The sequence below is a fragment of the Rhizobium sp. PRIMUS64 genome (assembly GCF_023006465.1).
Classification (GTDB): domain Bacteria; phylum Pseudomonadota; class Alphaproteobacteria; order Rhizobiales; family Rhizobiaceae; genus Rhizobium; species Rhizobium leguminosarum.
This window is the reverse complement of record NZ_JALBGX010000185.1, coordinates 1-11,092: the sequence shown is the minus strand read 5'-3', so window position 1 is coordinate 11,092 and position 11,092 is coordinate 1. Positions and strand designations below refer to the sequence as shown.

11 protein-coding genes are annotated in these 11,092 nt (G+C 61.9%); 4 read left to right on the top strand and 7 right to left on the bottom strand.

The features are described from left to right. The coding region (locus tag MOV76_RS36005) for a LysR family transcriptional regulator (RefSeq protein ID WP_247266339.1) at window positions 1-590 on the bottom strand (590 nt) is incomplete at its 3' end. A gap of 215 nt (window positions 591-805) precedes the next feature. Between MOV76_RS36005 and MOV76_RS36000 the strand changes: the two genes are divergently transcribed. Next, window positions 806-1,105, top strand: coding sequence for a DUF1127 domain-containing protein (locus MOV76_RS36000; RefSeq protein WP_247266338.1), 300 nt, complete (start codon window positions 806-808; stop codon window positions 1,103-1,105). Window positions 1,106-1,300: 195 nt separating this feature from the next. On the opposite strand, the gene MOV76_RS35995 is transcribed toward MOV76_RS36000, so the two are convergent. From MOV76_RS35995 to MOV76_RS35975, 5 genes are all read right to left on the bottom strand, one after another. Next, on the bottom strand, window positions 1,301-2,167 hold the full coding sequence (locus MOV76_RS35995; protein ID WP_247266337.1) for a DUF937 domain-containing protein: 867 nt from the start codon (window positions 2,165-2,167) through the stop codon (window positions 1,301-1,303). Window positions 2,168-2,409: 242 nt separating this feature from the next. Beyond that, window positions 2,410-3,783: a glutamate--cysteine ligase gene (locus MOV76_RS35990; protein ID WP_247266336.1), complete on the bottom strand. Its 1,374-nt coding sequence runs from the start codon at window positions 3,781-3,783 to the stop codon at window positions 2,410-2,412. A 147-nt stretch (window positions 3,784-3,930) separates the two neighbouring features. Then, a complete protein-coding gene (locus MOV76_RS35985; protein WP_047621909.1) occupies window positions 3,931-4,668 on the bottom strand; it encodes a 16S rRNA (uracil(1498)-N(3))-methyltransferase in 738 nt (245 codons plus the stop codon). Window positions 4,669-4,685: 17 nt separating this feature from the next. Continuing rightward, window positions 4,686-6,182, bottom strand: a complete 1,497-nt coding sequence (locus tag MOV76_RS35980) for an inorganic phosphate transporter (protein WP_247266335.1) — start codon at window positions 6,180-6,182, stop codon at window positions 4,686-4,688. A gap of 62 nt (window positions 6,183-6,244) precedes the next feature. Next, window positions 6,245-6,757, bottom strand: a complete 513-nt coding sequence (locus MOV76_RS35975; protein WP_018244945.1) for an NUDIX hydrolase — start codon at window positions 6,755-6,757, stop codon at window positions 6,245-6,247. Between the two features lie 234 nt (window positions 6,758-6,991). Between MOV76_RS35975 and MOV76_RS35970 the strand changes: the two genes are divergently transcribed. Both MOV76_RS35970 and MOV76_RS35965 read left to right on the top strand, forming a co-directional pair. Then, a complete protein-coding gene (locus MOV76_RS35970) occupies window positions 6,992-7,903 on the top strand; it encodes a LysR substrate-binding domain-containing protein (protein WP_247266334.1) in 912 nt (303 codons plus the stop codon). Between the two features lie 155 nt (window positions 7,904-8,058). After that, window positions 8,059-9,216, top strand: coding sequence for an adenosylhomocysteinase (locus MOV76_RS35965; protein WP_247266333.1), 1,158 nt, complete (start codon window positions 8,059-8,061; stop codon window positions 9,214-9,216). 19 nt (window positions 9,217-9,235) lie between these two features. Here the strand turns inward: MOV76_RS35965 and MOV76_RS35960 are convergent, their stop codons facing one another. Further along, window positions 9,236-10,231, bottom strand: a complete 996-nt coding sequence (locus MOV76_RS35960) for a zinc-dependent alcohol dehydrogenase family protein (protein WP_247266332.1) — start codon at window positions 10,229-10,231, stop codon at window positions 9,236-9,238. Between the two features lie 142 nt (window positions 10,232-10,373). On the opposite strand from MOV76_RS35960, the gene MOV76_RS35955 reads away from it, so the two are divergent. Next, window positions 10,374-11,092, top strand: a 719-nt coding sequence (locus MOV76_RS35955; protein WP_247266331.1) for a LysR family transcriptional regulator, incomplete at its 3' end; no start/stop codon positions are given.

Sequence of the window (11,092 nt, the reverse complement as noted above, 5' to 3'; positions counted from 1 at the left end):
CAGGCGAGCTGGCGCCACTGGCAGTCGCGCCGGCCGACGGCAAGCGGCACCGGCGCATCGTCGCGGATCGGATGGTTGGCCGAACCCACCCAGCAGAGCGGCTCGGTTCTCACCACATCGGACATGCGCTCGCGCGGATTGTGGGTGACGAGCGCGATGTCGAGCTCGCCCTTATGCATGCGTTCGGCAAGATCCACCGAGGGCTCGCAGACGATATAGAGCTCGACATTCGGATGCGTCTTGGCGAAGCGGCCGATGATTTCGGGCATGTAGCGGTCGGCATAGTCGTCCGGCGTGCCGATCCGCAGCATCCCCTCCAGCCTGTTGTCGTCGAAGGCCGCGATCGCCTCGTTGTTGAGGCGGATGATGCGCCGGGCATAGTTGAGCAGCTTTTCGCCCTCGACCGTCAGCCGGTTGCCGCGCCCGTCCTTGATGAACAGCTGCTTGCCGATGCGTTCCTCGAGACGGCGCATCTGCATGGAGACGGCCGATTGGGTCTTGTAGACCCGGTCGGCGGCCTTGGTGAAGCTGCCGGAATCGACGATGGCGATGAAAGTCTGCAATTGGTCGAGATCAAGAGGCGCGGACATGTTGTCACCCATAAAGATAGCTGATGATAATCATTAGAAACATTCGTTGGACTGATCAATAGGTCTTTGGCATCTTCGGGATGCAAATCAAGCAAAGTGAAGGACAGACACCCTGCCTGTCCGAGCCCAATTCAGCCTTGCTCCTTCCCGTGCGACCTCGCGGGAGGGCTGGGTTGTTGCGCGCCTAAAAGAAAATCGAAAGAAAGGAGAGTCCCATGCGGATGACAGACAGAACAATAGAACTCGACTGCGGCAAGCTCACCCCGACGTTTTCCCAGCGTCTGGCAGCAGGCTTCACACCGTTGACCTCCCTCTTTCGCGGGTTCCGCAATCGCATCGAGATCAACGGTCTACACGATCTGAACGACACTCAGCTGAGGGATATCGGCCTTAGCAGGGCTGACCTGACCTCCGCGTTCCTGGCGTCGACCTTCTTCGAGGACCCGTCGGAACATCTGACGCGCTCAGCGCGCAATCGCTGGCGCCTGTCGCTCTTCCGCTCCCACGAAGAGTAGGAGCGTCGAGTTTCCCCGCAGGGTGATAGCCAATTAGCCCTGCCGCTTGACCCGGTGATCGGCTTTCCCAAGCCATCTCCGGGTTTTTTTATGCCCTACAGCGTCCTTTGTGCATCTTTCCAGACGCGCAAAGGACGCTGCAATATTATGGATTTGCGCGAATTCCTTTCCGAAAATCGATTCCGACTTTCGGGGTTATTCGCTGGTCTCAGAGGAGGACTTCGGCCGATAGGTTTCGAAGATCGCTTCCAGGTTCCTCTGATAGTTCTTCTGCACCTCCAGCCCGCTGTCGAACATGGCGTTTAGCATTTCGGTATAGCTGTCGGCACTGATCTTCGCCTCTTCCTTCGGCGCCTCCGGTGCCTTGGTCTTAGTCTGGGCCGCCGGCTGCTGGCCAAGCCCGCCCATCATCTCCTGGAAGGCCTTGGCGAAGGGATTGTCGAGGAAGGGGTTCGGCTGAGATGTCGCTTCCGGCTTCGGCACCGAAAACATCAGCTGCATCGCCTGCGTGAAGGGATTGTCGAAGATGCTGGGCTCTGGGGCCGTCTTCGGCTTCGGCGCAAAGCCGGTGCTTTCCAGCCATTTCTGGATGGTCTCGTTCATCGCGGTGTTGACGAAGGGGTTGACCGGCGAGGCCATCTGGCCGGTCGTCTGCTTGAAGAGCCCGCCCATCAGCGTATCGGCCAGCACCGGCAGCATCCGTTTGTAGATATCCTGACCGATGCCGGTCATCTGTGCGGCCTGGGCGGCGACCGCGCGCGAAACCTCCTTCGAGCCGAAGAGTTGGGCAAGGATGTTGTTGCCGTCGGAAATACCCTCCGGCGTGAAAGCCCGGTTCATATCCTCGAAATATCGCGCGTAATTGCCGGAGGAGACCGCCTGCATCAGCCCGACGAAATCATAGGGATTGCTGGTGCTGCGTTTCAGCCCGGCGGAAAAGGCCGGCATCAGCGCCGCCATCGCCTTCGTCGCCTGTTCTTGCGCGAGGTTGAACTGCCGGGCGATCGCCTCCATCGCCGCGCCGTTCTGCGCCTGCATCATCATGTCGAAGAGTGGCAGCATGGAAGTCCCTTTCCCCGGGTCGTGACGCGTTGTAACGCCACTATAACCGGAAATGGCAATGCGCAAACTGCTTTTTGCCATAAGAACTTAGGGAGGAATTTATCGAGAGCATGCGACCAAGGCTCCAGCGGTCGGTCGGTGGAGCACCACGTTGCCGGCCTTCATTTCCGCCGCTCGGAGACAGTCGAAAATAGGGGCTGTCAGAGCGATTCCGGTAAAACCGGAACCGCTTTGGGTCGGCCTCAGTACTGATAGTCCTCGAAGACCGGCTCCACGGAACCGTGCCAGCGGCCGTGATAGAGCGAAAGCAGATCCTCGGCGAGCGTCGCCTTCTTGGCGAGCACCTCGTCGAGCGGCGCCAGGAAGATGCTCTCGTCCTGGCCTTCCCGGTTGAGCTTTCCGCGCGCCTTGAGACCGGCCCTTGATATGCCGACCACCTCGCGCGCCATGTCGAAGAGCAGATGTCCGCGAAATTGCGCCTTCAGCCCTTCGGCGGGAACGGCATTGCGCAGGGCGCTGATCTCGGCAAAGCTCCAATCCTTCGTCAGCTCCTCGGCGGCCTCGAGTGCCGCATCGTCGTAGAGCAGGCCGACCCAGAAGGCCGGCAGCGCACAGATGCGCCGCCACGGGCCGCCGTCGGCGCCGCGCATTTCGAGGAAACGCTTCAGCCGCACGTCGGGAAAGAGTGTCGAGAGATGGTTCGTCCAGTCACCCATCGTCGGCGCCGGATCGGCGACCTCGCCCTTCAATGCGCCGTTCATGAACTGGCGGAAAGTGACATGGGTACAGTCGTGATAGCGGCCGTCGCGGACAATGAAATACATCGGCGCGTCGAGCGCCCATTCGGCGTAGTCGCGGAAGCCGAAGTCGTCGCGGAAGGTGAAGTCGAGCAGGCCGGCGCGCCGGTTGTCGACGTCGCGCCAGATATCGCCGCGCCAGGAGAGCAGCCCGTTCGGCTTGCCCTCGGTGAAGGGCGAGGATGCAAACAGAGCGGTCGCCAGCGACTGCAGCTTCATCGAGACGCGCATTTTCTTGCGCATGTCGGCTTCCGAGGAGAAGTCGAGGTTCACCTGGATCGTGCAGGTGCGGTACATCATGTCGAGACCCTGGGTGCCGACCTTCGGCATATAGCGGGTCATGATCTCGTAGCGTGATTTCGGCATCTGCGGGGTTTCCGCATAGGTCCATTTCGGACTGCCGCCGATGCCGAGGAAGCGGATGCCCATCGGCTCGGCGATTTCACGCAGCGTCGCCAGATGCTGGTTCGATTCCTTGCAGGTCTCGTGGATCGTCTCCAGCGGTGCGCCGGAGAGTTCGAACTGGCCGCCGGGCTCGATCGAGATCGCACCCATGCCGTGCTGCTCGGCAAGGCCGATGATGTTGCCGCCGTCGGTGATCGGGTCCCAGCCGCTTTTTTTCTGCAGGCCGCTCAAAAGGGCCGAAATGCTGGCATCGCCGAAATAGGGAACCGGGCTGTTGTCGGCGCGGAAGAAAGCGAATTTCTCGTGTTCGGTGCCGATCCGGAAGCGCTCCCGCGGCTTGTTGCCCGCGGCGATATAGTCGGTCAAATCCTGGACCGAAGAGAGCGGTGTCTGGTCGGTAGTGTCGCGGGCCATGCGGGATACCTGTATTCAAAAAGGCGCCCAGGGGGCCGGGCAGTTGGAAGGGTGATTAGGACCCAAGCCACCCATGTTGCAAGTGAAATTGTTTCAACGACGCATCAAAAAAATAACAGCGATTTCCATGTCAGCCCGTTTTCGACCTTAGTTCCAGTCACCGATCGCCGCCTGGACCACCGCCAAGGCCGCAACGGCCGCCGTATCGGCCCGCAGGATGCGCGGTCCGAGCGGAATGGCGGTGACGAAATCGAGGCTTCGAAGCCGCGCCCGTTCCTCTTCCGAAAAGCCGCCTTCCGGCCCGACGAGCAGGGCGAGATGTCTTTCCCTGATCGCTGACAGCACCGGCAGCGGGTTCTGCCCGGCATCGCCCTCGTCGCAATAGATGATGCGGCGCTCGCTTGGCCAGCGGTCAAGCAGGTCGAGAAGTCTCACCGGCTCGGCCACATCAGGAATGCCGAGAATGCCGCATTGCTCCGCCGCTTCGACGACATTGGCGCGCAGCTTGTCGAGATTGGTGATTTTGCCCTGGACGTGCTGGGTCATCACCGGCTGGAGCAGGCCCGCCCCCATTTCGACCGCCTTCTGCACGAGATAGTCCATGCGGCCGACCTTGAGCGGCGCAAAGAGATAATGCAGGTCGCAAGGCTGCGGCTGCGGCCGCGTCTCTTCGGTAGCCGTCAGCTGAATGCGTTTGCGCGTGGGGAAGGAGAGGCTAGCCTTCCACTCGCCGTCGCGGCCGTTGAAGAGCAGGATCGCCCCACCTTCCTCCATCCTCAGCACATTGGCGAGATAGTTGAACTGATCGGCATTTGCCTCCACGATGGCACCGCTGGAAAGCGGCGCCTCGACGAAAAGCCGTTGCATACGGAAATTGGCGCGCATTCGAAAAACTCGAGACCTCAGACGAAGAGCGCGAACATAACCCAATAAATCATTGCCGCAAGCGCTGCCGAAACCGGCACGGTGACGATCCAGGCGGCGATGATCGTCATGAAATGCGAGCGGCGCACGAGATAACGCCGCCGCGTCTCGTGGATATTCGGCTCTTCCGGCTCGTCGATATCAAAGCTCTCGGCCTTGCGCCTGATATAGGCAATGCGGCGCTTCGAATGGCGGGTGTACCATTCACGGAAGAATCCGACGCCGAAAACGGAGCCGACGGCGATATGTGTGGTGCTGACCGGCAGGCCGAGCCAGGAGGCGACGATGACGGTAAAGGCGGTCGACAGCGCGACACAATAGGCACGCATCGGATTGAGCTTGGTGATCTCCTCGCCAACCAGGCGGATGAGGCGCGGCCCGAAGAGCAGCAGGCCGACGGAGATGCCGAAGGCGCCGATCAGCATCACCCAGAGCGGCGGATGCCCGATGCCGCCGCCGCCAATGCCGACCGAATGGACGATCGCCGACAGCGGCCCGACAGCGTTCGAAACGTCGTTTGCGCCATGCGCGAATGACAGCAGCGCCGCAGAGCCGATGAGCGGCAGCCGAAACAGCGTCCGCAACGAGCTATTGCGGTTTTCGAGAGCCCGCGCTTGGGCGAGAACGAGCGGTCGGGCGGCAAGCCAGCTCACCAGCCCCATGCCGATCCCGATGAGGAGGACAGTGAAGGACTGAAATTTGCCCGTGGGCGACAGCTGCAGCACCATATAGGCCGTGAAGCCGCCGGCCATCACCGCGACCAGCACCGGCACCCAGCGCTGCGCCGCCGCGACCTTGTCATCGCGATAGATAATGAGGGTCTTGACGAGATAAAGCAGCCCGGCTGCAATCAGCCCGCCGATCAGCGGCGAGGTGATCCAGCTCGAGGTGATCTCCAGCATCACCTGCCAGTTCACCGGCTCCGGCCCGACCGCTGAGATGCCGGCCCCGATCACCGCGCCGACGATCGCATGGGTGGTGGAAACCGGCGCGTTCATCCAGGTTGCGAGATTGATCCAGAGGGCCGCCGCCATCAGCGCCGCCATCATGATCCAGCCAAGCAGCACCGGCGGCACCTGGACGGCGTCGACGATGTTTGCGGAAATCGTCTTGACGACCTCGCCGCCGGCGACCGTGGCGCCAAGAACTTCGAAAATCGCAGCGATGACCAGTGCCTGGCCCATCGTCATGGCACGCGCGCCGACGGCAGCACCAACGTTGTTGGTCACGTCATTGGCGCCGATGTTCATCGCCATGTAGCCGGCAAGGGCCGCCGCTGCCACGACGAGCATCGCTCCCGGCCGGTCGAACACATAGACGCCGGCAAAGAGCATGGCGAGACCGACGAAAATCAATCCGAGGCCAGGCGCCACCAGCCGTCGCAAAACATGCTTCGCCACGTCCTCGGCATGGGTGATCTTGTCGAGGTCCTTGTCGAGCGTACGTTTCGTGAGGACTGCGGGACGTGGCGGCATTCTTTTTCCTGAGGATGACTCTGCTTCTACGCTGCTTTCTTAGCAGTGCAAGATGGCAGGATTCATTCCGCCGGAATTTGCTTTGCCGCTCCGGCCGAAAGCCGATCGGTCATCGTCCGCTTGAAGGCGAGCAAGAGGTGCCGGAGCTCCGGTTCACGCACACGCCCGGCCGCCTCGTCGAACGAGACCCATTCAATGCGGCGCTCGCCTTTTTCCTTGAAGTTCTTTGCCATGTCGGTGACTTCAAGCGCATAGACCTGCACCTTGCAGATCACCTGCACCCCGTCGCGCAGCACCTTCGAATAACTGTAGGCGCCAAGCGTTTCCGTTTCGACTACGCCGCGGACGCCGGCTTCCTCGAAGGCCTCCTGCATCGCGACCTCATGGGCGCATTTGCGCGTCATCGGCCAGCCCTTGGGAATGACCCAGCGGCCGGTGTCGCGGCTCGTCATCAACAGCACCTCGACCTCGCCGCTCTTCTTCTTTACCCGGTAGCAGAGCGCACCATATTGCTGTCGCGGCGGGCGCCGGAACATCAGTTGCACATCGGAAGCCAGTCGGGCGAAAAGAGTCAATGGTCGGGTCACCTTCACAGTCGTCGTTAGGAATCACTCATATACGTATATCACGGAAAGCTTACGCAATTCAAAAAGGCGCAGCACGACTCGAAACGCGATTCGATCGCCGTTCATAGGGGAAATCGAGGTGGGACAGGTTCGGAAAATCCGTCACACCCTGTCTCGAATGCGTCACATTGCACAGCTGTACAATATGGCGTGATCTTGCCTTTCGTTCAATGGCGAGATTTAGTGATCCACTATGATCTGGTGAATGTCGTCCTCATGCGTCTTCCATCGCTCAATGCCATCCGCGCCTTCGAGGCCGTCTGCCGTCATGGCAGTATTCTGAAGGCTGCCGAAGAGCTGAATGTGGTGCGCGGCGCCGTACGCCAGCAGATCGCCACGCTGGAGAATCACTTCGGCCGCAAGCTCTTCACACGTGACGGCCGCAGGCTCGTCCCGACCCTGCAGGCCAGCGCTTTTGCCGAAGCTTCGGCTGCGGCTTTCGACATCCTGCAGCGTGCTGCTTTTGAGCTCGAAGGGACCGCGGCGAACCGCATCCGTCTCGGCGTGCCCTCCGCCTTCGCAGTCTGGTGGCTGATGCCGCGTGTCGCAGCGATGCAGGCAAGTCTCGGCGACGCGGCGGTCGACATCGTGCCGATGACCATCGTCGAACCGTTGCAGATGCACCCAGAATTGGACGCTGTGATCCTGGGCGGTGAATATCGTCCGGCCGCGGGCATCACCGCCCTGCGATTCATGGAGGACGAGTTCGGCCCGGTCGCCACGCCTTCGCTTGCCGCGACACTATCGCGCGACCCGGTGGCGATGGGCGCGCTGACGATGCTTGCCAGCCGCAGCGTTCCGAAGCTGTGGGACGAATGGTTTGCCGAAAGCGGCACGCCGCCGGTCGTCTTTTCCCGCGCCCAAGAATTCGAGGATCTGCTGCTGGCCCTGGCTGCCGCCCGCTCCGGGCTTGGCATCGCACTTGCCCCGCGTGCCTCGATCGAGGACGATCTCAAGCGCGGGCATCTGGTCGCGCCCTACGGCTTCATTTCCCGGCCATCGGGTTACAGCTTCTGCTGCCGCATGCCGGATGCGAAACGGCCAGCCTTCGCGGCCCTGTCCGGTTGGCTGCTTCGTTGCGGGACACCGGCCTGAAAGGGCAGATTTTCTGCCCCTTCGCCAGAATTACTTCCATATCGGCCGCCTCGTCGCTCCGCTAAAGCAATTCCAGCAAAAGTGTGCAGCGGTTTTGCGTCCGGAATTGCGCAAATCCCAGAAACCGCACGACCACGGAATTGTGAAGAGAGATGATGGAAAAGAGCGCAACCCGCATCGACTGGATCGGCAACAGCTGCAGGCTGCTCAAGGCGACGGCCGCCGAATTCGAGCGGACGCGTCCTTTCGAGGGCCTGTCGATCGGCACCGGCATTCATCTGGAGCCGAAGACGGTGGCGCTGCTGACGACGCTTCGCGCCGGCGGCGCGCGTCTTGTCTGCACCGGCAATCTCAACAGCACCCAGCCTTCGACAGTCGAGTTCCTGCGCTCGCAGGGCATCACGGTTTTCGCGACGCAGACGACGGATCCGGCCGCTCACCATCAGAACCTCGAAGCGGTCATTGCCGAAAAGCCGGATCTGCTCCTCGACAATGGCGGTGATCTCTTCGCCATCGCGGCGGAAAAACCCTACCCCAATCTCCGCGGCGGCACCGAGGAGACCACCTCGGGCCGTACGCGGCTGCTGCCGCTGCGCGCGCGGCTGAACATGCCGATCCTCGTCATCAACGACAGCCCGATCAAACAGTTCGCCGAAAACAGGCATGCCGTCGGCCAGAGCCTGTTCGAAAGCTATCTGCGCTTCACCAACCGCTCCACCAACGGCAAACGCGTCACGGTGTTCGGCTACGGCGCCTGCGGCAAGGGCACGGCCACCTGTTTCCGCAATGGCTTTTCCACCGTCAGTGTCGTGGATATCGATCCGGTGACGACGCTTGAAGCTCATCTCGATGGTTTCGTCACGCCGCTGCGCGATGCAGCGATCCGCTCGGCCGATATCATCGTCACCGTCACGGGTTTTGCCGGCATCGTGACGGCAGCCGACCTGCCGCTCGTCAAGGACGGCGCGATCCTGATGAACGGCGGCCATTTCCCGCTTGAGATCGATGTCGAAGCCTTCCGCCGCCATCCCGATGTCATCGGCATCGACCGCTACGAGGCCGACCATATCGAGACCTTCCATCAGAGCGACGGCCGTTCCTTCCATGTGCTGGGCGGCGGTCACATGGCCAATCTCGCCGGTCCTCGGCCGCTTGGCAATACGGTCGAGTCGATGGATCTCGGCTTCACCCTTCAGGCCCGCTGCCTGGAACGTATCGCCAAGGGCGAGGCTGGTCCCCAATCCTGCCTCGTGCCTGTGCCCGCCGATATTGATGCGTTGGTGGCAAACGCCTACCTCGATCTGGCGCGCTAATTCCGCCGACGGATTGAGATCAGTCGATCTCGACGACGAGCTTCCCGTCTGCCTGCCGGTCTTCGATCAGCCGATGTGCCTCATCTGTATCGGCAAGGGTGAAGCGGCGCGGGTCGAGCTTCGGCATCACCTTGCCGGCTTCGACGAGCTTCGTCATCTCCCCCATGATCTCACCGTGATGGGCGCGTCCTTCGCCGGTCAGAAGCGGCAGCAGCGTGAAGACGCCGGAATAGGTGGCGGCCTTGAAGGACAGCGGCGCCAGCGCATGGCTTCCCCAGCCAAGGCAGCTCACGGCGTGGCCGAACCGGCTGACGGCTCGAAATGCCGTATCAAGCCCCTGACCGCCGACCGTATCGTAGACCAGATCGAAACCCTTGCCGCCGGTGTGTCTTGCGACATAGGTTTCAACCGTTTCCGCATCACGATCGATCGGCGCTGCGCCAAGGCCGGTGAGATAGTCCGCTTTCGAAGCGCCGTCGACCACATAGACCTCGGCTCCGGCAGCCTTGGCGATCTGCGCGACGATATGGCCGACACCGCCGCCGCCGAGCACGAGAACCTTCTGGCCGGCCTTGACCCCGGCGCGGTCGACCAACCCTTCCCAGGCGGTGATCGAGATCAGCGGCAGGGCGGCTGCCTCGCGCATCGACAGGTTCTGCGGCTTCAGCGCCAGCAGCGCGGCGTCGACAGCTGCAAATTCGGCAAGCGATCCCTGAATGCCGCCGACCCCGCCGGTCATGCCGTAGACCGCGTCGCCGCGGCGGAAACCGCTGACGCCAGTTCCGATCTCTTCGACAACACCGGCCATATCGATGCCGACAATGGCGGGAAGCGGATGGCGGGCATGAGCCGCATTGCCGGCCCGGATCTTGAGATCGAGCGGATTGACGCCGCTTGCCTTAATGCGCACCAGAACCTGGCCTTCGCCGGGCACCGGCTTTGCAATATCGGCGATGCGCAATGGCGAATTCGGCATTTCGGCCAGCAGCGCTTTCATCGTTGATTGTACAGACATGGCGGTCTCCTTCGTTCGCATCGTGGCGTCCGTAGGGCGCCCGCAACAAGTTGTTCCGGAAGTAAGATGGTTCATTGAAACGCGAATGAAAATGAAAGATAACGACTGAAGCCCATGCATTTTTGTTTGACGGATGCGAGCGATGGAATGGAGCGACCTCAAGCTGTTTCTGGCGATCGCCCGGTTCGGCACGCTGGGGGCAGCAGCCCGTAGCCTTGGGCTGACGCAGCCGACGATGGGCAGGCGGCTGCGTGCCCTTGAAGCCTCTCTCGGCCAGACGCTTTTTCAGCGCACGGCCGATGGCTTCGTCCTGACCGACGAAGGAACAGCTGTGTTCGCCGGCGCTGAACGCATCGAGGAGGAGGCGCTCGCCATGGAGCGCGTCCTTGCCGGCGGCAGCCGTCAGCTTGATGGATTTCTCAGGCTGTCCTCATCCGACTGGTTCGGCGCACATGTGCTTTCGCCGGTGCTGGCGGAATTCTCGCAAGTCCATCCGAAGGTGGTGGTCGAATTGTTGACCGACAGCCGGCTGCTCAACCTGTCGCGACGCGAAGCCGACCTCGTCTTCCGCATCCGACCTTTCACGGAAGCGGAGATCATATCGCGCAAGCTCATCCATATCGAATACGGCCTTTACATCAGACGCGGCGCGCAGCACCCCGAAGCCGGCGACGGCACGGGCGCCCGCCTCATCACCATGGACGAGGCTTTTGGCGACATGCCGGATGTCGGCTGGCTGCAACGCCTGTTGCCGCGGGCCGACATCGTCATGCGCAGCAACAGCCGCGACGTGCAGGCGGCGCTCTGTGCCAATGGAGCCGGGCTCGCCGTCCTGCCGCGGCCGCTTGGCGATTCGCATGC

Bases quoted from the DNA above. Each gene is read 5' to 3' on its own strand.
- MOV76_RS36000 (WP_247266338.1), top strand. From the start codon at position 806: ATGCGGATGACAGACAGAACAATAGAACTCGACTGCGGCAAGCTCACC.
- MOV76_RS35995 (WP_247266337.1), bottom strand. From the start codon at position 2,167: ATGCTGCCACTCTTCGACATGATGATGCAGGCGCAGAACGGCGCGGCG.
- MOV76_RS35990 (WP_247266336.1), bottom strand. From the start codon at position 3,783: ATGGCCCGCGACACTACCGACCAGACACCGCTCTCTTCGGTCCAGGAT.
- MOV76_RS35985 (WP_047621909.1), bottom strand. From the start codon at position 4,668: ATGCGCGCCAATTTCCGTATGCAACGGCTTTTCGTCGAGGCGCCGCTT.
- MOV76_RS35980 (WP_247266335.1), bottom strand. From the start codon at position 6,182: ATGCCGCCACGTCCCGCAGTCCTCACGAAACGTACGCTCGACAAGGAC.
- MOV76_RS35965 (WP_247266333.1), top strand. From the start codon at position 8,059: ATGGAAAAGAGCGCAACCCGCATCGACTGGATCGGCAACAGCTGCAGG.
- MOV76_RS35960 (WP_247266332.1), bottom strand. From the start codon at position 10,231: ATGTCTGTACAATCAACGATGAAAGCGCTGCTGGCCGAAATGCCGAAT.